The organism is Collimonas sp. GW821-FHT07E08, assembly GCF_059418905.1.
In genome coordinates this window covers 53,249-79,534 of the sequence record NZ_JBWKQR010000016.1, presented here as the reverse complement: position 1 = coordinate 79,534, position 26,286 = coordinate 53,249, and the positions used below count along the sequence as shown (strand labels likewise).

22 protein-coding genes are annotated in these 26,286 nt (G+C 63.4%); 12 read left to right on the top strand and 10 right to left on the bottom strand.

Features of this window, described 5'->3' with window-relative positions; genetic code table 11:
* The first annotated feature begins 304 nt into the window (after positions 1-304).
* The 7 genes from AC07RZ_RS19750 to AC07RZ_RS19720 all read left to right on the top strand — a co-directional run bounded on the left by AC07RZ_RS19750 (position 305) and on the right by AC07RZ_RS19720 (position 8,791).
* Positions 305-1,933, top strand: coding sequence for a methyl-accepting chemotaxis protein (locus AC07RZ_RS19750; RefSeq protein ID WP_494669235.1), 1,629 nt, complete (start codon positions 305-307; stop codon positions 1,931-1,933).
* A gap of 22 nt (positions 1,934-1,955) precedes the next feature.
* Complete coding sequence (locus AC07RZ_RS19745) at positions 1,956-2,414, top strand: chemotaxis protein CheW (protein WP_494669234.1); 459 nt, start codon at positions 1,956-1,958, stop codon at positions 2,412-2,414.
* Positions 2,414-3,649, top strand: coding sequence for a CheR family methyltransferase (locus AC07RZ_RS19740; RefSeq protein ID WP_494669233.1), 1,236 nt, complete (start codon positions 2,414-2,416; stop codon positions 3,647-3,649). Before AC07RZ_RS19745 ends, AC07RZ_RS19740 begins: the two co-directional genes overlap by 1 nt.
* Positions 3,650-3,730: 81 nt before the next feature.
* Positions 3,731-4,414 carry a chemotaxis protein CheW gene (locus AC07RZ_RS19735; protein ID WP_144736621.1) on the top strand — a complete coding sequence of 228 codons (684 nt, stop codon included), beginning with the start codon at positions 3,731-3,733 and terminating at the stop codon, positions 4,412-4,414.
* The gene (locus AC07RZ_RS19730) at positions 4,411-6,693 is read left to right on the top strand and encodes a hybrid sensor histidine kinase/response regulator (protein WP_494669232.1); all 2,283 of its coding nucleotides are present in this window, start codon (positions 4,411-4,413) and stop codon (positions 6,691-6,693) included. Before AC07RZ_RS19735 ends, AC07RZ_RS19730 begins: the two co-directional genes overlap by 4 nt.
* The gene (locus AC07RZ_RS19725; RefSeq protein ID WP_494669231.1) at positions 6,690-7,751 is read left to right on the top strand and encodes a chemotaxis response regulator protein-glutamate methylesterase; all 1,062 of its coding nucleotides are present in this window, start codon (positions 6,690-6,692) and stop codon (positions 7,749-7,751) included. The genes AC07RZ_RS19730 and AC07RZ_RS19725 overlap by 4 nt, the downstream gene beginning before the upstream one ends.
* Before the next feature lie 29 nt (positions 7,752-7,780).
* Entirely contained in the window at positions 7,781-8,791 is a 1,011-nt protein-coding gene (locus AC07RZ_RS19720; protein WP_494669230.1) for a GGDEF domain-containing response regulator, read from the top strand.
* A gap of 30 nt (positions 8,792-8,821) precedes the next feature.
* Here the strand turns inward: AC07RZ_RS19720 and AC07RZ_RS19715 are convergent, their stop codons facing one another.
* The 4 genes from AC07RZ_RS19715 to AC07RZ_RS19700 all read right to left on the bottom strand — a co-directional run bounded on the left by AC07RZ_RS19715 (position 8,822) and on the right by AC07RZ_RS19700 (position 13,887).
* The gene (locus AC07RZ_RS19715; protein WP_494669229.1) at positions 8,822-10,084 is read right to left on the bottom strand and encodes a PepSY-associated TM helix domain-containing protein; all 1,263 of its coding nucleotides are present in this window, start codon (positions 10,082-10,084) and stop codon (positions 8,822-8,824) included.
* A gap of 8 nt (positions 10,085-10,092) precedes the next feature.
* The gene (locus AC07RZ_RS19710; protein WP_494669228.1) at positions 10,093-12,297 is read right to left on the bottom strand and encodes a TonB-dependent siderophore receptor; all 2,205 of its coding nucleotides are present in this window, start codon (positions 12,295-12,297) and stop codon (positions 10,093-10,095) included.
* Between the two features lie 336 nt (positions 12,298-12,633).
* Positions 12,634-13,563 (bottom strand): cation diffusion facilitator family transporter, encoded by a 930-nt coding sequence (locus AC07RZ_RS19705; RefSeq protein WP_494669227.1) that lies wholly within the window; start codon positions 13,561-13,563, stop codon positions 12,634-12,636.
* A gap of 36 nt (positions 13,564-13,599) precedes the next feature.
* Positions 13,600-13,887, bottom strand: coding sequence for a double zinc ribbon domain-containing protein (locus tag AC07RZ_RS19700; protein WP_494669226.1), 288 nt, complete (start codon positions 13,885-13,887; stop codon positions 13,600-13,602).
* 145 nt (positions 13,888-14,032) lie between these two features.
* Here AC07RZ_RS19700 and AC07RZ_RS19695 point away from each other — a divergent pair, with 145 nt between their 5' ends.
* The 3 genes from AC07RZ_RS19695 (at position 14,033) to AC07RZ_RS19685 (ending at position 16,349) form a co-directional block, all read left to right on the top strand.
* Positions 14,033-14,473: a CHRD domain-containing protein gene (locus AC07RZ_RS19695; protein WP_494669225.1), complete on the top strand. Its 441-nt coding sequence runs from the start codon at positions 14,033-14,035 to the stop codon at positions 14,471-14,473.
* A 73-nt stretch (positions 14,474-14,546) separates the two neighbouring features.
* Positions 14,547-15,185, top strand: a complete 639-nt coding sequence (locus tag AC07RZ_RS19690) for a hypothetical protein (RefSeq protein ID WP_494669224.1) — start codon at positions 14,547-14,549, stop codon at positions 15,183-15,185.
* A 69-nt stretch (positions 15,186-15,254) separates the two neighbouring features.
* On the top strand, positions 15,255-16,349 hold the full coding sequence (locus AC07RZ_RS19685; RefSeq protein ID WP_494669223.1) for a patatin-like phospholipase family protein: 1,095 nt from the start codon (positions 15,255-15,257) through the stop codon (positions 16,347-16,349).
* 13 nt (positions 16,350-16,362) lie between these two features.
* Here AC07RZ_RS19685 and aroQ read toward each other — a convergent pair whose 3' ends face one another.
* Entirely contained in the window at positions 16,363-16,938 is a 576-nt protein-coding gene (gene aroQ, locus AC07RZ_RS19680) for a gamma subclass chorismate mutase AroQ (RefSeq protein WP_494669222.1), read from the bottom strand.
* A gap of 99 nt (positions 16,939-17,037) precedes the next feature.
* Between aroQ and AC07RZ_RS19675 the strand changes: the two genes are divergently transcribed.
* Positions 17,038-19,149, top strand: coding sequence for a site-specific recombinase (locus AC07RZ_RS19675; protein ID WP_494669221.1), 2,112 nt, complete (start codon positions 17,038-17,040; stop codon positions 19,147-19,149).
* Positions 19,150-19,313: 164 nt separating this feature from the next.
* A complete protein-coding gene (cls, locus tag AC07RZ_RS19670; RefSeq protein ID WP_494669220.1) occupies positions 19,314-20,651 on the top strand; it encodes a cardiolipin synthase in 1,338 nt (445 codons plus the stop codon).
* 4 nt (positions 20,652-20,655) lie between these two features.
* On the opposite strand, the gene hutG is transcribed toward cls, so the two are convergent.
* The 5 genes from hutG to hutH are packed head-to-tail and all read right to left on the bottom strand — an operon-like array spanning position 20,656 to position 26,272.
* The gene (gene hutG / locus AC07RZ_RS19665; RefSeq protein WP_494669219.1) at positions 20,656-21,477 is read right to left on the bottom strand and encodes an N-formylglutamate deformylase; all 822 of its coding nucleotides are present in this window, start codon (positions 21,475-21,477) and stop codon (positions 20,656-20,658) included.
* A 19-nt stretch (positions 21,478-21,496) separates the two neighbouring features.
* The gene (locus tag AC07RZ_RS19660) at positions 21,497-22,870 is read right to left on the bottom strand and encodes a formimidoylglutamate deiminase (RefSeq protein ID WP_494669218.1); all 1,374 of its coding nucleotides are present in this window, start codon (positions 22,868-22,870) and stop codon (positions 21,497-21,499) included.
* Positions 22,871-22,880: 10 nt separating this feature from the next.
* Complete coding sequence (gene hutI / locus AC07RZ_RS19655; protein WP_494669217.1) at positions 22,881-24,143, bottom strand: imidazolonepropionase; 1,263 nt, start codon at positions 24,141-24,143, stop codon at positions 22,881-22,883.
* A gap of 10 nt (positions 24,144-24,153) precedes the next feature.
* Complete coding sequence (locus tag AC07RZ_RS19650; protein ID WP_494669216.1) at positions 24,154-24,723, bottom strand: HutD/Ves family protein; 570 nt, start codon at positions 24,721-24,723, stop codon at positions 24,154-24,156.
* A 1-nt stretch (position 24,724) separates the two neighbouring features.
* On the bottom strand, positions 24,725-26,272 hold the full coding sequence (gene hutH / locus AC07RZ_RS19645; RefSeq protein WP_494669215.1) for a histidine ammonia-lyase: 1,548 nt from the start codon (positions 26,270-26,272) through the stop codon (positions 24,725-24,727).
* Between the last annotated feature and the right edge of the window lie 14 nt (positions 26,273-26,286).

Genomic DNA, 26,286 nt, shown 5'->3' with positions numbered 1-26,286 from the left:
GGATCTGGCGGCGGCGGTTTGACAATCGGAATCGCCGCCGGCGACGGCACAAGGGATTATTGATTGTTACCTTCGAGATTTCACAATGATATACAAATCAGTATCCAAAAATCTGCAATAATCGGCGCCCGGCACTGTTCCGGCATTGCCAAAAAGTCGCCCGCTTTCGATCTGACTGGTTTATTGTATCCACTTAGAAACTCACCAGAATGGCGCAGTTGTCAGTTCGCCAATTTCAAGCCGTTCTCGAACCGCGGGCCAGGAGAACGCGCCGACCACCGATCAACGACAGGAGAGATAACACGTGAAGCAATGGACTATTCGGCAAAGAATGCTGGTCAGTTTCGGCCTGATCCTGGCGTTGATGGGATCCATGGCTGGCATCACCTATCTCAAGCTGGCGGCGATCGAACACGAAACCACCAGTTTCCAGACCGATTCCATGCCCGGCCTGGAATTGAGCACAGGCATACGTTCGACCTGGTTCCAGAGTTACCTGCTGGTGTTGCAGGTGGTGGCGCTGGACAATCCGGATGAACGCAAGCAGGACCTGGCGACCATCCACGCCGACGCCGAGAAAATGGACAAGCTGGTCCTGGACTACGACAAGACCATTTTCGAAAACCAGGACCGGATTAATTTCAACGCCTTCAAGGCTGCCCGCGTCCAGTACGACCGGCTCATGGCCGAGGTCTTGAAGCTGGACGATTCACAAAAGAATGCACAAGCCCGCGCCCTGCTGATACAGCAGCTGGAACCGGCCTGGCAGGTTGGGCGCAACGCCGCTACCCAGCTGCGCGACTTCAACCAGCAGGCCGAAGTGCGCTCGGTGGACAAGATCGAAGCCGCGGTGGCGGTCGCCAAAAGCACTTTGCTGGTGGCGCTGGTGATTGCCCTGGTCTCGGCCCTGATCTGCGGCTTCTTCCTGCTGCGCGCCATCACGCGACCGATGGCGGACCTGATCGCGGCGCTGGAAGTGATCCGCTCCGGCGACCTGTCGCAACGCCTGAACCTCAACCGCCACGATGAATTCCAGGCGCTGGAAGCGGGCCTCAACCGCATGTCGGACGAACTGACCGGACTGGTCGGGCAAGCGCAGAAATCGGCGGTGCAGGTCACCACCTCGGTGGTCGAAATCGCCGCCACCGCCAAGCAGCAGCAAGCCACCGCCAACGAAACCGCGGCCACCACCACCGAGATCGGCGCCACGTCGCGCGAGATCTATTCCACCTCGCGCGAACTGGTGAACACCATGAACGAAGTGTCGTCCGGGGCGGAGGAAGCGGCGCGGCTGGTCGGCACCGGCCAGGCCGGCCTGACCCAGATGGAAGACACCATGCACCACGTGATGGATGCAGCCGGTTCGGTCAATGCCAAGCTGGCCATCCTCAACGAAAAGGCCAGCAACATCAACCAAGTGGTGACCACCATCACCAAGGTCGCAGGGCAAACCAACCTGCTGTCGCTGAACGCCGCCATCGAAGCGGAAAAAGCCGGCGAATACGGCCGCGGATTTTCCGTGGTGGCGACCGAAATCCGCCGCCTGGCCGACCAGACCGCGGTGGCCACCTACGACATTGAACAGATGGTGAAAGAGATCCAGTCGGCGGTATCGGCCGGCGTCATGGGCATGGACAAATTTTCCGAAGAAGTACGGCGCGGCATCGCCGACGTGCAGAACGTCGGCACCCAGCTGTCGCAGATCATCCAGCAGGTGCAGGCCCTGACGCCGCGCTTCCAGTCGGTCAACGAAGGGGTGCAGGCGCAAGCCATCGGCGCCGAACAGATCAGCCAGGCGCTGACCCAGCTGAGCGAAGCCGCCCAGCAAAGCGTGGAATCGCTGCGCCAGTCGAGCCAGGCGATCGACGAACTGACACTGACCGCCAACGGTTTGCGCAACGGCGTCTCGCGTTTCAAGCTGAAGCTCGGCTGAGGCAGCCGCGGAGTTGCTCCCCATGCTTTTCTTATTATTCAAAATCGGCCAGGACCATTACGCGCTCGACACCAGCGAGGTAGCGGTAGTGCTATCGCTGGTCAGCCTGAAACAGATGCCGGCGACCGCGCCCTGGGTGGCCGGCGTGTTCACCTACCAGGGCCAGTCGGTGCCGGTGATCGACCTCAGCCAGCTGGCGCTGGGCCGCCCTGCCCAGCGCCGCCTCAGCACCCGCATCGTGCTGGTGCACTATCCGGCTCCGGGTCCGGACAGCCGCCTGCTGGGACTGGTGCTGGAAAAATCCAGCGAAATCATGCGCCGCGAACCGTCCGAGTTCCGCAGCAGCGGCCTCGATCACAGCGACGCGCCTTACCTGGGGCCGGTTACCGACGATACGCGCGGACTGATCCAGTCGGTCCGGGTGCAAGACCTGCTGCCGCCTGAAGTACGGGCGCAATTGTTTCCGGCCGCGGAGCAATAATGCCGCTGGAAAAATTCGAGACCATGCTGAAACGTACGATGGGGCTGGATGTCCAGTCCATCGGCCGGCCCATGCTTGAGCGCGCCTTGCACGAACGGCGCGACAAAAGCGGCCTCGACGACCTTGACGCCTACTGGCTGCTGCTGCAGATGTCGGAGCAGGAACAGCTGCACCTGATCGAATCGGTCATCGTCCCGGAAACCTGGTTCTTCCGCAACCGCGAGGCGTTCAACGAAATGGTGCAGCTGCAGCCGCAGCGGCCGGTCAGCGCCAGCCTGCCTTTGCGCATCCTGAGCCTGCCCTGTTCTACCGGCGAAGAGCCGTATTCGATTGCAATGGCATTGCTGGACATTGGCATGCCGCCGCAGCATTTCCGCATCGACGCCATCGACATCAGCCCGCAATCGCTGGCCATTGCGCGCCAGGCGGTATACGGCAAGAATTCGTTCCGCGGCGATTCGCTGGCGTTCCGCGATCACTATTTTGCCCTCAACGAACAGGGTCATGCGTTGTCGGAAACCGTGCGCCAGCAGGTACGCTTCATCCAGGGCAACCTGTTTACGCCCGGCTTGCTGTATGGCGAAGCGCCTTACGACATCATCTTTTGCCGCAACCTGCTGATCTATTTCGACCGCGCCACCCAGCACCAGGCTGTCACCATCCTGACCCAGCGGCTGGCGCCTGAGGGCTTGCTGTTTGTCGGTCCGGCCGAAAGCGCCTTGATGATGCAGCATGCGCTGACGCCGATCAAGGCGCCGATGGCCTTCGCCTTCCGCCAGGGCGCGCCCAGGCAGGATGCGGCCAAACCGGCGCCGGCCGCCGTCTTCGCACCGCAGCCGCCGGCGCGTCCTGCGCCACGACCGGCCGCCATGCGCACCGTGCCGCCCAAGGCCAGGTCCGCGGCGGATTCGCCACCGCTGCCGCAGGCCACCCTGGCACAGGTGCAGCTGCTGGCCGACCAGGGCAAGCTGGGCGAAGCCGCCAGCCTGTGCGAACAGCTGATCCGGCAGCATGGGGCATCGGCCGCCGCATACTACCTGATGGGCCTGATCCACGACGCCGCCGACCGCAGGCAAGCTGCGGCGGACTGCTATCGCAAGGCCTTGTACCTGGAACCGGCCCATGCCGGCGCCATGACGCACCTGGCTGCCCTGCTGCAAACCCAGGGCGACGCCGCCGGCGCCCGGCTCCTGCAACAGCGCGCGCGGCGTTCGGCAGAAAACAATCCGTCCTGACATGCACTTGACCACGGCACCTGCCCTTCACTCCCGGACCGGCTATTACGGTGCGCCGGTCAGTCGTATGATGTGGCAATCATGAGCACACCACTTGATTATCAAATCGACACCGCGCTGATCGACGACTGCTGGAACCGCATCGGCGTGCGCGGCGATTCCTCGTGCGAGCGCCTGGCGCTGCACATTGACTGCCGCAACTGCCCGGTGCATGCACGCGCCGCAGCCGAGCTGCTCGACCGTTTGCAGATGGACGACATCGGCGACGGCTGGCGCGAACAAGCCGAGAAGCCGGCGGAAAACACAGCCGGCCAGCAGTCTTTGCTGCTGTTCCGCATCGGCGAAGAATGGCTGGCGCTGCCGACCGCGCTGCTGGAAGAGATCACCGAGCTGCGCACCGTGCACCGTTTGCCGCACCGGCAAAACGCCGTCGTGCTCGGCATCAGCAATATCCGCGGGGCGCTGGTGACTTGCGTGTCGCTGGCGGCGATGCTCGGCATCAGCAACGACAGCCAGGCGACAGCGCGCCAGGAACTGCTGCGGCGCATGCTGATCGTCCGGCACAACGGCCAGACCACCGCCTTCACCGCGGATGAAGTGCATGGCACCTTGCGTGTCGCCGCTTCCGCCTGGCAGCCGGTGCCGACCACGCTGACGCGCGCCGCCGGCCACTTCACCCATGCCGTGGTCCAATGGAACGGGCATAGCGTCGGCTTGCTGGACCAGGAACTGCTGTTCCACACGCTGGACCGGAGCCTGGCATGAACGCCGACGATATGCGCGACGCCTCCATGCTCGACCTGTTCCGCCTGGAAGTAGACACCCAGGCGCAAGTCATGAGCAGCGGCTTGCTGGCGATTGAACGCGCACCCTCGCCGCAACAGCTGGAAGCCTGCATGCGCGCCGCCCATTCGATCAAGGGCGCGGCGCGCATCGTCGGCATCCAGGCCGGGGTCGACGTCACCCACGTCATGGAAGACTGTTTTGTCTCGGCGCAGCAGGGCAAAGTCCAGCTCGGGCCGCGCCGTATCGACCAGCTGCTGCATGGCGTCGACCTGCTGCAGCGGATCGCCGCCAGCGCCGAAGACCTGGAACTGTGGCAGGCCGGCAGCGGCCGCAAGGAAATCGAAACTTTCCTGCGCGGCCTGGAAAACAGCTTGCAGCAAGCCGACGACCGCGCCCGCGAGCCGGAAGCGGCGATTGCGCTTGCCGCAACGGAAGCGGACGAGGCAATGGCGGCAGCCGATGAAACCGCACCCGGCAAGCACCTGGACAAGATCAAGAACCAGGACCAGGGCGACCGCATGCTGCGCGTCACCGCCGCGCACCTGAACCAGCTGGTCAGCCTGTCCGGCGAATCGCTGGTCGAATCGCGCTGGCTGCCGGCGTTCAACGAATCCCTGCTGCGCCTGAAACGGCTGCAGCAAAACTCCGCGCAATCGCTGGAAGTCCTGCACGACTCGCTGCGCGAGGACAATCTCGCAGGCGATCACCTCATGGCGTTGCAGGAGGTCCGCCAGCATATCGACGCCAGCCAGAAAATGCTGGCGGAACGCCTGGCCGAACTGGAACTGTTCGAACGGCGCAACAGCAGCCGTGCGCAACGCTTGTACGACCAGGCGCTGGCCAGCCGCATGCGGCCGTTCGCCGACCGCGTGGTCGGCTACGACCGCATGGTGCGCGACCTCGGACGCACCTTGGGCAAGCAGGTCAGGCTGGAAATCAACGGCCAGGCAACCCAGGTTGACCGCGACATCCTGGAGCAGCTGGATGCCCCGCTGGTGCACCTGTTGCGCAATGCGCTGGACCACGGCGTCGAAGCGCCGCCGCAGCGCCGCGCCGCCGGCAAGGACGAAGAAGGCTTGATCACGCTGACCGCGCGCCACCACGCCGGCCTGCTGCAGATCACCATCAGCGATGACGGCAACGGCGTCGACCTGGAGCAGCTGCGCGCCGCCGTGGTGCGGCGCGGGCTGGTGGACCATGCCACCGCAAGCCGCCTGAGCGATACCGAGCTGCTGCATTTCCTGCTGCTGCCGGGCTTCAGCATGCGCGACACGGTGACCGAAATTTCCGGGCGCGGGGTCGGCCTGGACGTGGTCCACAACATGCTCAAGCGCATGCGCGGCACCATCCAGATTTTCAGCGAAGCCGGCCACGGCATGCGCTTCCAGCTGCAACTGCCGCTGACGCTGTCGCTGGTGCGCAGCCTGCTGGTCAGCATAGGCGGCGAACCCTACGCCTTTCCGCTGGCCTACGTCAACCGCACCATGATATTGGAGCGCAGCCAGATCGAATCGCTGGAAGGCCGCCAGCACTTCGCATTTGAAAATCGGCAGATCGGCCTGGTCGCCGCCAGCCAGATCCTGCAGAGCGGCGATGCGGCCCCGGGCGGCGACCGCATCGCCCTGGTCGTCATAGGCGACCAGGTACAGACCTACGGCCTGCAGGTTGACCGCTTGCTGGGCGAGCACATGCTGGTGGTGCAGCCGCTGGACGCGCGCCTGGGCAAGATCAAGGATGTCGCGGCGGCGGCGCTGATGGAAGACGGCGCGCCGGTGCTGATACTGGATGTCGCCGACATGCTCAATTCAGTCGAGAAACTGATCGCCCAGGGCCAGCTCAGCAAGATTGAAAACAACAGCAGCCGGCAACAAGCGCAGACCAGCAAGCGCGTGCTGGTGGTTGACGATTCGCTCACCGTGCGCGAGCTGGAGCGCAAGCTGCTGAGCGGCCGCGGTTATACGGTGCGTGTCGCAGTGGACGGCATGGACGGCTGGAACGCCTTGCGCAGCGAGCCGTTCGACCTGGTGGTGACCGACATCGACATGCCGCGCATGGACGGCATCGAACTGGTCACCTTGATCAAGAAAAACCTGCAGCTGAAAGCCATTCCAGTCATGATCGTATCTTACAAAGACCGCCAGGAAGACCGTCAGCGCGGGCTCGAAGCCGGCGCCGACTACTACCTGGCCAAAGCCAGTTTCCATGACGAGACCCTGCTACAGGCAGTGGAGGACCTGATCGGCGAGGCGCATTCATGAAGATCGGTATCGTCAACGATGCGCCAATTGCGGTGGAAGCGCTGCGCCGCACGCTGGTCCAGCGCCAGGACCATGAAATCATCTGGATTGCCGAGGATGGCCAGCGCGCCATCGAGCTGTGCGCCTGGCAGGCGCCGGACCTGATCCTGATGGACCTGATGATGCCGGTGCTCGACGGCGTCGCCGCCACCCGCCATATCATGGCGCATACGCCGTGCGCGATCCTGATCGTCACCGGCGACGTCGGCGCCAATGTCTCGGCGGTCTATGATGCGATGGCCTACGGCGCGCTCGATGCGATCGATACCCCGAGCACCCTGAGCGGCTATCCGCGCAACGATGTCAACAGCTTGCTGGCCAAGATCGACTCCATCGAAAAGCTGCTCAACCAGCGCCAGTCGCTGCCTGAACAAGGCACGCCGGCGGCAGCTTCAGGCGCCCCAACCGCCATTGCGGCCGGCAGCAGGAAATCGCCGCTGCCGGCTCCCGATTCGAAATACCTGGTCGCCATCGGCGCTTCCGCCGGCGGCCCGGCTGCGCTGGCGACCTTGCTGTCGCAGTTGCCGGCGGATTTTCCGGCAGCCCTGGTGGTGGTGCAGCACGTGGATGCCCAGTTCGCGTCGGGCATGGCCGAATGGCTCAGCAGCCAGTCGAGGCTGCCGGTACGGCTGGCGCTGGCCGGAGACAGCCCGACGCCGGGCCAGGTCTTGCTGGCCGGGACCGACGACCACCTGCGCCTGACCCGGCCGTTCCAGCTGGGATATACGGAACAGCCCAGCGGCTATCCCTACCGGCCGTCGATTGACGTTTTTTTCCAGAGCATCGTCGAATTATGGGCCGGCAAGGCGATCGGCATCCTGCTCACCGGCATGGGGCGCGACGGCGCCCTGGGCCTGAAAGCCATGCGCGACAAAGGGTATTACACGATCGCCCAGGACCGCCAATCCAGCGCCGTGTACGGCATGCCGAAAGCGGCAGCCTTGCTCGATGCGGCCGACGCCATCCTGCCGGTGAACCAAATCGCCGGCAAGCTGGTCAGCGTTATAAACAAACGATAGCTACAATCAGTACAGATACGGAGCAAGACATGCCTAAAGAACTCAATCTCGATATCGACCAGCCGCCAGACGACTATCCGGTCATGGTGCTGCTGGTCGACGACCAAGCCATGGTGGGCGAAGCGGTCAGGCGCGCGCTGGCGAACCAGATCAACATCGATTTCCACTACTGCGCCCATCCCGACGAGGCGATCGAAGCCGCCCAGAAAACCCGTCCCACGGTCATCCTGCAGGACCTGGTGATGCCTGGCATCGACGGCCTGACCCTAGTGCGCCAGTACCGCGCCAACCCGGCCACCCGCAACGTGCCTATCATCGTGCTGTCGACCCGGGAAGATCCTGCGGTCAAGAGCGCCGCGTTCACCGCCGGCGCCAACGACTACCTGGTCAAGCTGCCTGACACCATCGAGCTGGTGGCGCGGATCCGCTACCATTCGCGCTCTTACGTCAACCTGCTGCAGCGCGACGAAGCCTATCGCGCGCTGCGCCAAAGCCAGCAGCAGCTGCTGGAAACCAACCTCGAACTGCAGCGCCTGACCAACTCGGACGGCCTGACCGGGCTCGCCAACCGCCGTTATTTCGACGAATATTTCAGCGCCGAATGGAAGCGCGCCGAACGCGAGCAAAGCTCGCTGTCGCTGCTGATGATCGATGTCGACGATTTCAAGCTGTATAACGACACCTACGGCCACCTGGCCGGCGACACCGCGCTCAAGCAGGTGGCGGAAGGCATCGGCTATTTTGCCAGGCGGCCGACCGATCTCGCGGCCCGCATCGGCGGTGAAGAGTTTGTGCTGGTGCTGCCCTCCATGTCGCGCGAGCACATGGAGGGCCAGGCCGACAAGCTGCAAGCCGCGGTGCATGCGCTGGGCATCGCCCACGCATCCTCCAGCAACGACGCCAGGGTCACGGTCAGCGTCGGCGGCGCCAGCATGGTGCCGCAGCGCGGCAGCTCGCAGGAAAAGCTGGTGGAAGCGGCCGACCAGGCACTGTACCGCGCCAAGCGCGGCGGCAAGAACCGGGTCGAGATCGCTCAGTAAAAAGCGCTTGCGGGCCAGTTTGGCCGCAACCTATTCGGCGACCGCACGGCGACGGCTGCCTGCCGCGGACAAGCTGTCCGCCGTATGCCGCGCCGCCAGCAGGCGCGCGCGGCGCTTGCGGGCCCAGATGACCACGCCGGTCACGCTCAGCATAGCTACCGCTGCTCCCATCAGAGAAATGAGGATGCGTCCTGCAAGGCCGAGGATGCGCCCCGAATGCAGGGGAAACTGCGCTTGCATGAAAATGTCGCCGGCGCTGCCTGTGCCGGGAATCTTGGCGCCGGCAGCATGGCCGTCGGCGGCGTCGTAATAGAGCCAGCTGTTGCCCAGCCCGATATCGCCGTGGTCGTTGCCGGCCTCGAAAAAACCGACGCCGTACAAACCGAACGCAGACGAATAGAACACGCCGCCGACCGGCGCCGTCCAGCCGCGGCGCCGCCCATCCTCGCTCGCCAGCTGCGCCACCCGCTCGCGGCTGACTCCCGGCTCCGCCTGCGCAGCCTGTGCCGGCGCGACCGGCTTGCGGCTGTCGAACGGATCCGGCGTCAGCGTTGAAAAGGTTTGCACGATGGGCCGCATCACCGGCTGGTAGAGATTCATGGAAACCGAGGTCACCGCCAGCACCAGCAGCAAGATCCAGAGCCAGACGCCGCCGGAACGGTGCAGGTCGAAATTGAGCTTGTGTCCGCCCTGGCGCCAGCGGAATGCAAACGACTTGCGCCAGCTGCGCCAGTTGGGGAACGACAGCCACAGGGCGATGAAACAATCCAGCGTCCAGACGATGCCGATGATGCCCATCAGCCAGGTTCCGAGCTCAATCCCGCCGACCGCGGGCAGATGCATGGTGTAGTGCAGCTTGTACAGGAACGGCAGCAGGTTCTCGCGGCTGAGCGAGATGGCGCCCCACATGCGCTTGCCCTGTATCTCGGCGCTGGCCGGATCGACCGCGACCTGGTTGAAACCCAGGTCGTAAGGCTGCCTGGTAGCCGGATCGATGCGCCCTTCCACCATCATGGTGCTGGTGTGCCCCGGTTCATTTTCGGTCATCACGTAGGTGACGCGCAAACGCGGATCCTGTGCTTCCACCCGGTTCGCCAGTTCCAGCCCCGGCATGGCCTTGCCGGATGAGGGCTGGTCGGCGCTATGGGCATGGAACAGCTGCGGATTGAGCCATGCGTCGAGTTCGTGATCCCAGGAAATGACGGCGCCGGTCGCGCCGGCGATGAACAGGAACACCGCCGCCGCCAGGCCGAACCAGCGGTGCAGGATCACCATGAAAGGACGTGTCGTCATGATCGGCTTCAGTATTTCCAGTTGATCGCGACGCTGCCGTTGATCGGCTCGCCGTAGTAACCCTGGCTCGCATACAGGCTGGAGATGTATTTTTTATTGGTGACGTTGTTGAGGTTGGCGGTGATGCTGACTTGTTTGCTGATGTCGTAGCGCGCCATCAGGTTGAGCAGCGCGTAGCCCTGCTGCACCGTGGCGACGGTCTGCGTCCCGGTCAGCACATCGGTGCGGCTGGTATTGCCTTGCCAGTTGACGCTGGCGCCGACTTTCAGCTGTTCCAGCTGCGGCAGGCGGTAGGTGGTCGCCAGCCGCACGGTCTTTTTCGGAACGTAGTTCTTGGCCGAATTGCCATCCTGGTCCTTGATGGTCATCACGGTGTAACCGAGGCTGCCCTGCCATCCCCTGACCAGCTCGCCCGACAATTCCAGTTCCAGCCCTTCCGAATGGGCGTCGATGGCGCGGTAGTACGTCTTGCTGCCGATATAACCGGCCTGCTCCGCCGTATTGTTTTGCTCCACCCTGAACAGGGCCGCCGAGGCGTTCAGCCTGCGGTTGAAAAATTCGCTCTTCAAGCCCAGCTCGTAACTCTTGCCTTCGACCGGCTTGAGCGTGGCGCCGCTGATGTCGGTCTGGTACTGCGGATTGAAAATCTCGGCATAGCTGGCGTAAGCCGATATGTTCCGGTCCAGGTCGTAGACCAGGCCGGCGTACGGCGTGGTGGAGCTGGCGCTGCTCTGGCGGCTGACGCCATAGGCGATGCCGGTGGTGCTGGCGTCGGTATGGTTGGCGCCGAGCAGCAGCTTGAGATTGTCGGCCAGGCTGAAACGGGTGGCGCCGTACAGGGTCTTGCGCTTGTCGGTATAGGAGCTGCCGTCGGTCGAAGCGTTGAAGCTAGGCTCAGGATAACTGCCGTCGAATGCGCCCGAGGCTGTCAGCGGGGTGCCGATTCCCTGTCCGTAATGGGACATGTCGTCCAGCGTCGAACGCGACCAGCTGGCGCCGAACGTCAGGTCGTGCTGGCGTCCGCCCAGCGTGTATTTGCCGCTGACATAACTGTCGACCGCGGTCTGCCTGTTGTCCGAGTTGTACAGCGACGGATAGCTGAACAGGCCGGCGCCGGTTGTCCGGTCCGGCGTGCCGTAGACATAGAACAGCTTGCCGTCGGTGCTGAGCTTGTTGTGGCTGAGGGTGGTCTTCCATTGCCAGTCGTTGCCGAAGCGATGGTTCAGCTCGGCGAAAGCGCGCTGTTCCTCCGAATTCCAGGACGACCAGCTGGCCGAGGTGCTGGTGCCAACACCGTAGGCGGTCGGCGTGCCGTCGCTGTAATACAGCGGCAAGGCGCCCCAGATCGCGCCCTTGCCATCGTTTTTCTGGTAGCTGTAACCCAGCGTCAGCAAGGTGTCGTTGCTCAGGTTGGCTTCGATCACGCCGTAAAACACGTTCTTGCCGGGCTGGTAGCGGTCGAGGTAGGAGTTGCCGTCTTCATGGGCCGCCACCACGCGCGCCGCCACGGTTTTGTCGCTATTGAGCGCGCCGGAGACATCGGCCTCGATGCGGCGCGTATTCCAGGAGCCGTAGCTGACGCCGGCGGCGGCCTGGAAATCGTAGGTCGGACGCTTGCGCACAAAATTCACGGTGGCCGATGGATTGCCGGTGGAAGAAGTCAGGCCGTTGGCGCCGCGCACTACTTCGACACGGTCATACAAGGCAGTGTCCAGGTCGCCGTTCTGCAGGCCGAAAGTGAGCGGGATGCCGACGCCGTCGAACTGGAAATTGGTGATGTCGAAGCCGCGCGCCGTGTAATAGGTACGGTTGGTTTCCACCTTTTCGACGGAAACGCCGGTGGTGCCGGCCAATACCCGGTCGGCATTGTCGAGCTTGAAGTCGTCCATCTTGGCGCGCGTGACCACCGATACCGACTGCGGCGTTTCGCGCAACGACATGTCCATCTTGGTGGCGGCACTGCTATTGCGTACGGTGTAGCTGCCGGTCTTCTCGCTCGGGGCCTGCTGGTCGCTGCCGGCCGTGACCACGACTTCCGGCAGCGCCGCATCGCTGCCTGCGGCCGCCGGCTGCTGCGCCAGCGCTAGCCGCGGCGCCATGGCCGACAAGGCCAGCGCCACCGCCAGGCTCATGGCCCGCAGCGATGGCTGAGCGCCGGGAATACGTGAAAGAGGAGCGGCCGACGGCGGTATTAGCGTGCATTTAGTTGCCATTTATCATCCCTGAGTTGATTGTTTACTTTTTTGTTTTAATGCGAAGCGGTACTGCTGGAAATTCTCGGCAGCCTGCCCCGTCCAAGCTTGCACAACCTCGCGGCTGGCGCCGGGCGGAACGCATGGTCTGTGGGGGGAATGATGTTTGAAGCAGGCAGGATTTACGGAAAACATAATGATAATGCGAATGATTTACATTATCAATCAAATATTCAGGGATTTACATAGAGAAACAAACAACTACGGAAAATAACTGCGGCAGGCTGCCGATTGGCGGCCCGGAAATGAAAACGGATGCATGCAGCATGCATCCGTACGGTTTACGCCGATGCCGCTTCAGGCATGCACATGCCCCTCCTCCGGCGCGCTGTAGTTGCAGCCGTCCTCGGTATGGGCGCAGGGACTGAGCTCGAACTGCAGCGTGGTGTGGTACACCGCAAACTGCGACGCCAGGACCTCCTTCAGCAGCGGCAGCAATTGTTCCGCCGGATAAGCCGGGTCGTACACCACGTGCGCGGTCAGGCTGGCCTTGCCGCTGGTGACCGCCCACAGGTGGAAGTCATGCACGCTCACTACTCCGGGCACCGCACGCAGCGCGGCTTGCACCTGCTCGATGTCCATGCCTTCCGGCACTCCTTCCAGCAGGATGTTGACGCTTTCCTTCAGCAGGATCCAGGTGCGCGGCAAGACCCAGAATCCGATCAACACCGCAATCAGCGAATCGACCCATTCCCAGCCGGTATAACGGATGACGAGCGCTCCGAGGATCACGCCGACCGAACCCAGCATGTCGCTCCAGACTTCCAGGTAGGCGCCTTTGACGTTCAGGCTGGCGTCTTTGCCGCTGCTCAGGAGCCGCATGCTGACCAGGTTCACGAGCAGCCCGAAGACGGCGATCACCAGCATTCCGGTCGACTGGATTTCAGCGGGGCTGCGGAAACGCTGGTAAGCCTCGTACAAGATGTACATCGCCACCAGGAACAGCAAGACCGCGTTGAACGCCGCCGCCAGGATTTCGAAACGATGGTAGCCAAAGGTGCGTTTGGCGTCCGGCGCTTTCCTGGCGATGCGGATTGCCGCCAAGGCAATCGCCAGCGCCATGGTGTCCGTCAGCATGTGCGCCGCGTCCGAGATCAGCGCCAGGCTGCCGGTGACCAGGCCGCCGATCACTTCGACTACCAGGAAGGTCGAAGTCAGTCCTAATGCGGTCCAGATATATTTTTCGTTCTGGCTGGTGGGTAAGGCGTGGGAGTGGCCTGCGCTCATGAGGGTCCTTAGGTTGCGTAGAGGTAATGTAGCGCTTTATTGCGGGGTTCCGCAATTGCCGCAGAATTTTGCGCCGGCGGCCTTGGCGGCGCCGCAACCGCTGCAGCTGGCCGGTTGCAGGGAATTGCCGCATTGCTGGCAAAAACGGGCGCCGGCGACATTGCCTGCATTGCAGGTCGGGCAATTGCCCTGGCCGGGCGCGGCAGCGCCCCAGGCATTTTGCTGGATGCCGCCACGATGCCCATGTTTGCCGCCCTGCCGATATGGCGCATTGTGTCCGCCGCCATGGTGGCCAAGGCCAAGCAGGTTTTTGAAAAAGCGCATTTTGTTCTCCTTCGCGATTGTATGGCTCCATTTAAAACCTTGTAGTTACTATAGGGTCAAGCAGATACATAAAAAAATCCGCAGGAAAGAAAGCGGACTACACTATTGCTTGCTTTCCCCCTATAAACAGCACAAAGGAAAACACATGACTCAGCTAAAAAACCTAAGGCCATCGTTGTTCGCTTCTGTTGCACTGGCTTTGCTGCTTGCGGCATGCTCGACCATGTCGGCCGATACCAACCACACCAGCGAAGTTACCCTGGACAGCGCGCACGAAGTCCCGCCTAACGACTCAAGCGCAAGCGGCGCCGGCACCATCGTGGTCAAGGCCGACAAATCGGTCAGCGGCAGCGTCACCACCAGGGGCATACAAGGGAAAGTGGCGCACATCCATGAAGGTGCGCTGGGCAAGAACGGTCCCGTCATGGTGGGCCTGACCAAGACCGGAGACAACATGTGGTCGGTGCCGGACGGCACCAAGTTCACCGACGCCCAATACGCCAGCTACATGGCGGGCAACCTGTATATCAATGTCCACAGCGCCGCCAATCCCGGCGGCGAAATCCGCGGCCAGCTGCTGCCTTGAGCCGAGCCTTCCGAGCCGCCATGCGCCTGCCGCAAGCCAGCCATGGCGGCTGATACACAACCTTAACCAGCCTATGCATTCGACCACCCGGATTTTCGCCGCATTCTTGCTGGCCATCGCGCTTGCCAGCGGCGTGCTGTATGCAATCGACCACTCGTCCGGCAGCAACAGCGCCAAGCACCTTGAGAGCCCGGCAAAAACAGCCGGCGCTGTGGCGCCGACAGCGAATCCTGCCGCATTTGCTGCACCTGCATCCGCTGCGGCAGCAGCGGCGCCGCCGGCAGCCGGCGATATCCTGCCGCCGGCGCCGGCCAGCCCTCCCTTGGCCGACAATGCCGGCGCCATCGCCAAATGCAACATCGACGGCAAGATCGTCTATACCGACAAGGGCTGTCCGCAAGGAAGCAAAGCCAGATCTTTACAAATCACCGACAACGCCGTCGTTCCCGGCGTCGACCGCGCCACGATTGAACGCACGCTGCGCCAGCCGGCGCCGCCGCCACAGCTGGCCCAGGCCGCGCCGCCCGCCGCCGTGATCGAACCGCCGGTGGCCTCCATCACCACCGACGCCGGCGTCGATTGTCCGGCGCTCGGACGGCGCATCGAATGGCTGGGTTACATGGCGCACCGCTGGCAGCCGCCGTACATACGCGACCGCATGCGGCGCGAGCGCGACGAACTGCAGACCAGGTGGTTCTGGGCCCATTGCTAGCGGATGGCACTCCCTCCCGCAACAAAGATGCTTGATATGCAAGCGGCTATTGATGCATCATTCGAGCCCATGATCCGAACCGAAAAATATCAATGCTGCATGGTGATGGCGGGCGGCGGCTTCCGCTTCGGCTACTACCTTGGCATGTACGCCGCAGCAGTCGAAACCGGCAACAAGCCTGACCTGCTGCTGGCCAGCTGCGGCGGCTCGATCGCCGCCGCCGTGATCCGGGCGCTGCCGGACGATGCGCAGCGCAAGGCGTGGATCAGCTCGCCGGCGATGTACCGCTTCCTGTGCGGCTTGCAGTCGACGCCCAAGGCCGCCATCGGCCGTTCATTCTTGCACGCCGTCAAACGGCGCCTGACGGCCAGGCGCGCCGCTGTCATCCCGGACCTGTTCAGCGATTATTTTTTCGATATCCCGCCGCAACTGCCGCTGCCGCCGCTGCAGGCGCAAACGGAAACCCCGCCCGCGGTCGCCATCGTCGGCGGCAAAATGCTGTTTTCCAAAGACCAGGTCGGGCAGCGCAGGGCCGGCCGCAAGCTGTTTGCCGAAACCGTGTTTTGCGATCCGCGCACGGCGGCGCTGCTGGACGGCATGGCCTCGCCCATGAGCGATCCGATGTGGGGCGACAACGCCATCGCGCCGCAATTGCTGACCGACGTCCAGATGCCGATCGGCGACGCCGTGCGGATTTCGATTTCCGACATGTTTTATTTTCCCTGCCACACGCACCAGGCCGGGCACTATACCGGCGGCGTGGTCGACCTGTTTCCCATCGAACTGGCAAAACGGCTGGCGCAGCGAGTGGTGATGGAATTGAAGGCGCCGTTCAGCCAGGCGCTGGCGATCCCGGCCTGGCGCGCAGTGCTGGGAGTCGACGGCAACCAGCGCCTGCGCCACGTTCACAGCCAGCACGCCGATGTCTGGATCGATGCGTCGGATGTGGAAAGCGTATTCCGCAAGCGCGGCATGCAGCAGAAACTGTCCTGGCCGAAGAACCGCCTGCGCCTGCTGATGCCGGCCCGCCATGAAACTTACCTGGAACATGTGGAGGCGCAATGGCAGTATGGCTACCAGCGCGGGCTGGAAGCGTTTGGCCAGCCTGGCCCCAACTACAAACGGCACATGCGCCATGCGACCAGGCACAACAGGGGCCGATGAAGTCCGCGCGAGGCTAGTCCCGCAGCCAGCCCGTCAATGCGACCCGGCGCGGCTCGCCGTCCAGGTCGCCGCGCACCAGGACCGCTGAACGCGTTTCGATATAGGCCGCCATGCCCGGCCGCGCCAGCAAGGGTCGGATCTTTTCCAGCTGGGCGATCAGCTCAGGCGTCAATTTGTCCAGCACCGGCCGCACATCGCGCCCCAGGTCCGGCGCATCGTCGAAACGGCCCCGGCCTTGCCGGCGCCACTGCGCATGCAGCCCCAGCTGCATGGCTTTGCTGGCGTCGAACTGGGCCTGGAAAAAACGCCGGGCAAAAACCGGATCCAGCCCCTTGGCCTGGGCCACGACGGCATCCAGTATCAATTGTTCGCGCGGCGGATCGTTGACGGCGCCGCCCGAATTCCACTTCGCCTTGGCGACCATCGGAGCGACCGCAAGGCGCTGGTCTATCAGCACCAGCAACTGATCGGCCTGGGCAGCGTCGGCTGCGCTCGGCGCCGGCGGCATGCCCTGGCAAGCCGCCAGCAGAAGCAGCAGGAACAAGCCGGCAAACAGTTTGGCCAAGGACGACTTTTTCAAAAATATCATGGGCTCTTTCTATGGCAAACCAAAAACATAACATTCATTAACAACTGATTTCGATAAACTGCCCGTACACTATCGACTTCGCATTTTATAAAACTTTGCATGCTATCAACACTAAAACTCATCGCCGCCGATCCCAACTCCGACAATATCGACCATCTGGTGGCCTTGATCAAGACCTTGCGCCCCACCAGGCCGGAGCTTGGACAGGAAGCGGCCGAGAACGTGCGGGTGCTGGTGCAATTGCTGCATGGCGAGCCGGCCCAGGCCAGCGCCCTGCGCCACTATATCCTGCGGCTGTTTTCGACGCGGCGCCAGATCAGCCTGTACACCGACACCGGCATCCTGCCCAACGCCGGCTTTTTTACCGAACTGTTCCAGCGCCTGTCGTTCCGCATCTTGCCGCCGGCGCTGGATGAAAACTATCTGCGCGACTGCCTCGACCGCCTGCTGCCGGTTGAAACCGATTACCTGTGGATCAATGCCGTGCCCGCGGCAGACTGGCTGAGCCTGTTCGACCTGCTGAGCCAGGCCGCACCGTATACCGACGCCGACAACAACGCCGCCAGCGACGCCATCGACCGCCACAAAACCGTGGGCGAACTGCTGGAAGCGATCCAGACCCTGTCCTACCGCATCAGCGCCATGGGCCTGGAGCCGGCGCTGCTGCGGCTCTATCCCAGCATCGACGAATTCGAATCGCCGTTCCTGATGCAAAACGTCGAGCTGCACCTGTACCTGAACAGCTATCGCCGCCGCCTGGCTGCCGCCGATTCGGCCCTCGATCCGAGCGAATTGCCGCCGCTGGAAGACGCCCGCCACCTGTCGGTGATGCTGGACCAGTGCGAAACCATCGTCCTCAAGATCCGCAAGAACGCCTTGCGCATGGGCAGCAGCGTCTCCCTCACCTACCTGCTGGTGCGGCTGGAGCAAAGCACCGCGCGCCTGCGCAAGCTGTTGAGCCTGGTCGATGTCGGCCCGGCCGAGGATGGACAGGCGGGCGCACCGTCAGATCCCGGCGCGGCCGAAGCCCGGCAACTCGCCCGGCGCAGCCAGGCGCTGGCGCTTGGCCAGGAACTGGTCGAGGGCCATAACCGCAAATACGCGGTGCGCGAACTGTTCGCCGACAATATCAACCTGCTGGCGCGCAACGTCACCGAAAACGCCAGCCGCACCGGCGAACACTACATCGCCGAAGACCGTTCCGAATACGCCGCGATGTTCCGCTCCGCCTCCGGCGCCGGCCTGGTCATCGGCTTCATGTCGCTGCTGAAGATCCTGGCCTCGTACCTGCGCGCCGCGCCGCTGGTGGAAGCGTTTTTATTCAGCATGAACTATTCGCTCGGTTTCATGCTGATCCATGTCCTGCATTTCACGGTCGCCACCAAGCAGCCGGCGATGACCGCTTCGCGCATCGCTTCCGGCCTGCAGAGCCGCGACGGCCGCAATATCGACCTCGACAGCCTGGTCGAACTGATCGTCAAGGTGATCCGCACGCAATTCATTGCGGTCGCCGGCAACCTGCTGCTGGCTTTCCCGGTGGCTTACCTGATCGCGCTCGGCTACCAGGCGCTGTCCGGCCATCACCTGGTGACGCCTGACAAGGCGGCGCACCTGCTGCACGATATCGACCCGTTTGCCAGCCTGGCGCTGTTCCACGCAGCGATCGCCGGCGTCTGCCTGTTCCTGGCCGGCCTGATCTCGGGCTACTACGACAACAAGGCGCTCTACACCCACATGGCGCTAAGGGTGGCGCGCGCGCACTGGCTGCGCAGGCTGCTGGGCCAGCCGCGGCTGGCCCGCTTCGGCGAATACCTGGAGCGCAACCTGGGCGGCCTGATGGGGAATTTCTATTTCGGCATCCTGCTCGGGACCATCGGCACCATCGGTTTCATGCTGGGCCTGCCCATCGACATCCGCCACATCACGTTTTCGGCGACCAATTTCGCCACCGCCCTGGTCGGCCTCGATAACCACATGAGCTGGCAAACCGCTGTGGTTTCCGTCATCGGCGTGCTGGCGATCGGCACGGTCAACCTCTGGGTCAGCTTTTCGCTGGCGCTGTTCGTGGCGTTGCGTGCGCGCCAGGTGCGCTTCCGCCATGGCCTGGCGCTGGCCAAGGCGGTCTTCATGCGTTTCAGGAAAGGCCCCAAGGATTTTTTCATTCCGCCTAAACGGCAGGCGCCGATGGAAGAGGACAAGCCCGCCGCCTAGCGGACTGTAACAGCCGAAGTTACAGTCCACTAACGGCCAGACGTTGCGGAATGATCCGCTTTGCAATCCTGGAACGCCGCAAGGTGATTAGCCAAGCAAGAACCGGCGCAACACGGTAGTATCCGAACGGCAATATATTTGAACCCGCCGCAAGGTCTTGAGACATGTCGAATCCCCCGCTGCACGGATTTTTTCTGCGATACGCCGTTGCGCTGCTGTGCGTCCTGACAGCGGCCTGCTCGACGCTGCCCGACGTCAGCAACCTGAGCGCCTCGGTAGCGCAAGTAAGCGCAACCGGCAGCGGCCCGGCAAGCGGCCCGGCCCGGCTCGCCATGCTGGCAGCGATGGAAGAAGCGGTGACCGGCAGTCCGCTGGTCAAAGGCAACAAGGTCACTTTGCTGTTCGACGGGCCGGACACCATGACGGCCATGATCGCCGCCATACAGCAGGCCAAAAGCACGATCAATTTTGAAACCTACATTTTCGACCAGGACCAGCTCGGCCTGCAGTTTGCCGACCTGCTGATTGAAAAGCAGCGCGCCGGGGTCCAGGTCAACATCATCTACGACAGCGTCGGCAGCATCGGCACGCCCACCGAATTTTTCGAACGCATGCGCGCCGCCGGCATCAGGCTGGTCGAATTCAACCCCGTCAACCCGCTCAAGCGCTTCGGCCGCTGGCAGCTGAACCATCGCGATCACCGCAAGATCCTGGTGGTGGACGGCAAGATCGGCTTCACCGGCGGCGTCAACATCAGCGCCGCCTACGCCAACAGTTCGCTGTTCCGCGCGCGGCGCCGCGCCGACTCAGGCGCCATAGGCTGGCGCGATACCCATTTGCAGATAGAAGGTCCGGCGGTAGCGTCGCTGCAATTGCTGTTCTTGCAGACCTGGGGCACGCAGCATGCTGAAGATTTGCCGGACCTCGATTATTTTCCGAAACTGGACAACGCCGGCGACAAGACGGTGCATGTGCTGAGCACCCAGCCCGACAGCGACTACAGCCTTTACAAAGCCTATATCCTGGCGATCCAGCAAGCGCGCAAAAGCATACACATCACCACGCCCTACTTCACTCCCGACCGCCAGCTGGTGGACGCGCTGGTCGCCGCCGCCAAACGCGGCGTCGACGTTACCCTGATCCTGCCCGGCGTGACCGATATCGGCCTGATGTTCCATGCCGGCCAGTCGTTTTATACGCAGCTGCTGAGCGCCGGCATCCACATCTACCAGCTGCAGGTCGCGGTGCTGCACGCCAAGACCGCCGTGATCGACGGCAGCTGGTCTACCGTCGGTTCCGCCAACCTGGATATCCGCAGTTTCCTCCACAACTATGAAGCCAACGTGATCGTCATCGACGAACAGTTCGGCCGCGAAATGGAAAAAGCCTTCCGCGAAGACATCCGCGGCTCGCAGCAAATCACGCTGGAACAATGGCAGCAGCGGCCGCTGTCCGCACACATCAAGGAATGGGCCGCGCGCTCGCTCGGTTACTGGCTATGAGGGTTCAGTCCGAGGCGTGATCTTTGGCCCAGGCCAGCATCACGTCCATGAAACGCTGCAAAACCGGCCGCACCAGCGCCGCGCGCTGTTCGTCGAAAGCAAACGGCAGCTGTTCTTCCATATAGGTCAGCTGCGCCTGCTCCAGCTGCACCGCATGGATGTTCTGCTCCGGCTTGCCGTAATGGCGGGTAATGTGGCCGCCCTTGAAGCGGCCGTTCACTGCATGGCTGTAACCCGCCTCGGCAGCCTGGGCGGCGACCGCCTGCAATTGCTGTGTCAGTTCCGGCGCGCACGAACTGCCGGCGCCGGTGCCCAGGTTCAGGTCGGGCAAGCGCCCTTCGAAAAAGCGCGGCACCACCGATGCGATGGAATGCGCGTCCCACAGCATCGCCACGCCGTGCTCGGCGCGCATGCGCTGCAGTTCCTGCTCCAGCTGCTGGTGGTAAGGGCGCCAGTACTGCGTGATGCGGCGCTGTATTTCCGCCTCGCCCGGATCTTTCCCGGCTTGATACAGGGCTTGCTTGTGGAAGGTGTCCAGCGGGCACAGCCCGGTCGTATCCTGCCCCGGATAGAGGTTGACGTTGTCCTCGGGCCGGTTCAGGTCAATCACGTAACGCGAATGGGTCGCCACCAGGACCGAAGCGCCTAGCTCCTCCAGGAAGCTGTACAACCTTGGCATGTGCCAGTCGGTATCGGCAATCTCCAGCGCCGCGGCGCTCATGTCCGCGGCGATGGCCGGCGGGATGTGCTCGCCCGCATGCGGCATCGACACCAGCAGCGGCAGCCTGCCGCGACGGAACAGGAATTTTTCTACAGGCGGGTTCATCAGCTTTCCTTAACTATTCTTAATCCAGCAATTTCTTCATGGTACGCGCATAAGCCGCGGCGCTCTGCTCCTGCCGGCCGTGCTTGTGGTCGCGGACCACCCAATGGCCGCCGGCCATGACGTCGCGCACCGGCGTTTGGCCGTGCTGGCAAAACACGAAACTGTCGAGCAATTGGTCGCCGTGTTTGCCGCCCAGGTCGGCATGCTGCGGATCCAGCACCAGCAGGTCGGCGCGCTGTCCGGTTTCCAGGCCGGCCACCTGGCGGCCGCTGGCGATCGCGCCGCCGCGCAAGGCTTGCCGGTACAGATAGCCGCCGACGGAAGCACCCTCGCCGCCGGCCAGCATGTTGCGCTGGCGGTGCAGCAGGCGCTGGCTGTATTCATACAACCGCAATTCTTCGCTGACGCTGGTGCTGATATGGCTATCAGAGCCGATGCCCCACGCACCTTGCGCGCCGGCATAGGCTACGCCGTTGAAAATGCCGTCGCCCAGGTTGGCTTCGGTCGTCGGGCAAATGCCGGCGACGGCGCCGCTGCGCGCCAGCTTTTCGGTTTCGGCGGTAGTCATGTGGGTAGCGTGCACCAGGCACCAGCGGCGGTCGACCTCGGCATGCTCCAGCAGCCAGGCCACCGGCCGCGCACCCAGCGCGGCGACACAGTCCTCGACCTCTTTCTCTTGTTCCGCAATGTGGATATGCACCGGCGCCTGCGCATCCCATTGCCTGAGCAGCGTCAGCAGCTGCTGCAGCGATTGCGGCGACACCGCGCGCAAGGAATGGGGAGCGACGCCGTAGCGCAGGCCGGCATGCTGCGGGTGCGCCGCCTGCAGGGCTTGCAAGGCGCCGATGATCCACTCCGGCGAATTGATAAAACGCGCTTGCCCGGCGTGCGGCGCCTGGGCGCCGAAGCCGCTGTACTGGTACATCACCGGCAGCAAGGTCAGGCCGATGCCCGCTTCCTGCGCCGCTTCGATCAGGCACACCATGTTTTCGGCCGGGTCGGCGTAAGGCTTGCCGTCCGCATCGTGATGCAGGTAGTGGAATTCGCAGACCGAGGTATAACCGGCCTGCAGCATCTCGATATACAGCTGGAGCGCAATCGCCTTCAGGTCGGCAGGCGACAGCTTGCCGGCAAACTTGTACATCAGGGTGCGCCAGCTCCAGAAACTGTCTTTCGGATCGCTGCGGTATTCGGTCAGCCCGGCCATCGCTCGCTGGAATGCATGTGAATGCAGGTTGGCGATGCCTGGCAACACCGTGCCGGCGACAGCTACGGCGGCGGCATCGGAATCAGGGCTGACGCGGGTCAGGATGCCATGGTCGTCCCACTCCAGCAGGACGTTGTTGCGCCAGCCTCCCGGCAACAGGGCACGGTCTGCGATCAGCTGCTTCATGATATTTTCCTCATGATATTTCGTTTTGCGATACCGCAGCGAAACGGCCGCCGCGCACTATCGCGCTACAGGGATTGAGACCCGACCAATAGGCCAGCTCCGCCAGCGACTCCACCGACCAGACTACAAAGTCGGCAGCGCGTCCCGCCGCCAGCAAGCCATGCCGATCCGCCTTGCCGAGCGCGAGCGCGGCGTTGCCGGTCACCCCCATCAGGGCTTCCGCGGTCGTCATCCTGAACAAGGTGCAAGACATGTTCAGCATGAGCAGCAAGGAAGTGCTGGGTGAAGTACCCGGATTGCTGTCGGTGGAAACCGCCACCGGAATCCGGTAGCGCCGCAGCAGTTCCAGCGGCGGCTGTTTTGTTTCGCGGATGAAGTAATAGGCGCCGGGCAGCAGCACGGCGACCGTTCCGCTTTCCTGCATCGCCGCCACATCCGCTTCGCTCAGGTGCTCCAGATGGTCAACCGACAGCGCCTTGTAACGTGTCGCCAGCTGGGTGGCGCCGATATTCGACAGCTGGTCGGCGTGCATCTTCACCGGCAGGCCAAGCTTGCCGGCTGCGATAAACACCTGTTCGCTCTGCGCTACGGAAAAGCCGATGTTCTCGCAAAACACATCGACCGCGTCGACCAGTCCTTCCGCATGCAAGGCCGGCAGCATCTGGTCGCAGACCAGCCTGATGTACGCGTCGGCGCGGTCCTTGTATTCGGGCGGCAAGGCGTGGGCGCCAAGAAACGTGGTGTAGACGGTGACCGGATAAGACTCGCCCAGGCGCCGCGCCACCCGCAGCATCTTGCGTTCGGTCTGCAGGTCGAGGCCGTAGCCGGATTTGATTTCAATCGTGGTCACGCCTTCCGCCAGCAAGGCTTCCAGGCGCCGCGCCGATTGCCGGAACAGGCTGTCTTCACTGGCTGCGCGGGTCGCGCGCACGGTCGATACAATGCCGCCGCCGCTCCTGGCGATTTCTTCATAACTGGCGCCGGCCAGGCGCATGGCGAATTCGTCGGCGCGGTTGCCGCCGTATACCAGGTGGGTGTGGCAGTCGATCAGGCCGGGCGTGATCCAGCGCTTGCCCACATCGTGCTGCGCCAGGCCCGCTTGCCTGAATTCTGCAGGCAGTTCAGCCTCGCTGCCGATCCAGGCGACCAGGCCGTCGCGCACCACCATGGCGCCATCCAGGATGACTTGGCCGGGGTTGCCGGACGGCGCAATCCTGGCCTGGCGCCAGACGCCGTCGGCCAACCGGGCTGCTTCAACTTGACTCTGCGGCATGCTGGTTTTCCTATAGCAGGTTGATGCTGACACTGATAACGATACTGCCGGCCTGCAGCGAACGCAACGCCAGCCGTCCTGGCTGTTCGTCAAAGACCAGGGCCTGGCGCGGCTCCAGCGTTGCCTGTTCGCCATTATCGGTCAGCACGTCCCAGCGGCCTTGCACGCAAAACAGCAGGCTGGCGTCCTGCGCCAGGTCCTGGTCGGCATGCCAGACATCGACTGTGCCGCTAGCCGCCCCGCGCCGCAGCATCAGGTTGAAATCCTGGCAGGCACCGCCTGCCAGCTGTGCGTCGACCTGCTCTTCGCCGCGGAAACGGTGCGGTTGCAAAGGCGTCAACAAGGCCGCCCCACCGCCGGCCGAGCGCAGCTGCATGCCGTCCCCCTCCAGCAACATGATCACCCGGTCGACTCCCGGGAAACTGGAAAAGGCGTCGGACTGGCTGACATCGGCAATGCTCACCCGCCACAAAAATGCATCGAACGAGGCTCCTGCCGGATAACCGTACAGCTCGCGCGTGACGCCGCCGCCGTTTTTCCAGGGCGTAGCCTGCAGCTCTTCGAACTTGAGCAAACGCATGTTACTGGCCGTACAGGCCGGCAAACAAGGCATGGCAGCTGCCGCTGACCGCGCCTTGCAGCACCAGCTGCTTGGCGGCTTCGATATCCGGCGCGAAGAAACGGTCCTTATCGTAGAACGCCACCTGCTTGCGCAAACGCTGCTGCACTTCATCCAGCAGCGGCGAGGTGGTCAGGGGCAGGTGGCAATCGACGCCCTGCGCCGCCGCCAGCAATTCGATCGCGACGATGGTGGCGGTGTTGTGCGCCATCTCGTGCAGGCGGCGGCCGGCGAAAGTCGCCATGCTGACGTGGTCTTCCTGGTTGGCCGAAGTCGGCAGGCTGTCGACGCTGGCCGGATGCGCCAGCGACTTGTTCTCGGACGCCAGCGCTGCAGCGGTGACGTGGGCGATCATGAAACCGGAATTGAGGCCGGACGACTGCACCAGGAACGGCGGCAAACCGGACAGGGAAGAATCGATCAGCAGCGCGATGCGGCGCTCCGACAAGGCGCCTATTTCGGCAATCGCCAGGGCCAGCGTGTCGGCTGCGAAAGCCACCGGCTCGGCGTGGAAATTGCCGCCGGATATCACCTCGTCATGCTCGGCGTAAATCAGCGGATTGTCGGTCACGGCATTGGCTTCGATCAGCAAGGTGCGCGCCGCATTGCCGATCAGGTCGACGCAGGCGCCCATCACCTGCGGCTGGCAACGCAAGCTGTAGGGATCCTGCACCCGTTCGTCGTTGACCAGGTGCGATTGGCGGATCGCGCTGCCGTTCAGCAGTTGGCGGTAAATCTTGGCGGTGGCGATCTGCCCCGGCTGGCCGCGCACTTCATGCACGCGCGGGTCGAACGGCGCATCGCTGCCGCGGGCGGCGTCGACCGCCAATGCTCCGGTTACCGTGGCGGCTTCCAGCACGCGTTCCGCCAGGAACAGGCCGTTCAAGGTCAAGGCGGTAGACACCTGGGTGCCGTTGATCAGCGCCAGTCCTTCCTTGGCCGCCAGCACGATAGGCGCGATGCCGGCCCGCGCCAGCGCTTCCTTGGCCTCGACCAGCTTGCCGTCGACCCGCACCTGGCCTTCACCGAGTATCGCCAGGGTCATGTGCGACAAGGGCGCCAGGTCGCCCGAGGCGCCGACCGAACCTTTGACCGGGATACAAGGCATGATGCCGGCGTTGTAGATCGCCAGCAGGGTATCGATCACCTGCGCCCGGATGCCGGAATAGCCGCGCGCCAGGCTGCCGATCTTCATGGCCAGGATCAGGCGCACCGCGGCATCGTCGATCAGGTCGCCGGTGCCGACCGAGTGCGACAGGATCAGGTTGCGCTGCAGCAGTTCCAGCTGTTCGTCCGGGATGCGGGTCTTGGCCAGCTTGCCGAAGCCGGTATTGATGCCGTAGGCGGCATCGCCGCGTTCGACGATCCTGGCGACGGTGGCGGCGGAAGCATTGATGGCGTCATAAGCGGCAGGCGGCAATGCCAGCGGCACGGCTTCGGCCCAGATGCGGCGGATCTCTGCCAAAGACATTTTTCCTGGTTGCAGAGTCAACGGTGTTTTCATGGTCATTTCTTTCAAATTAG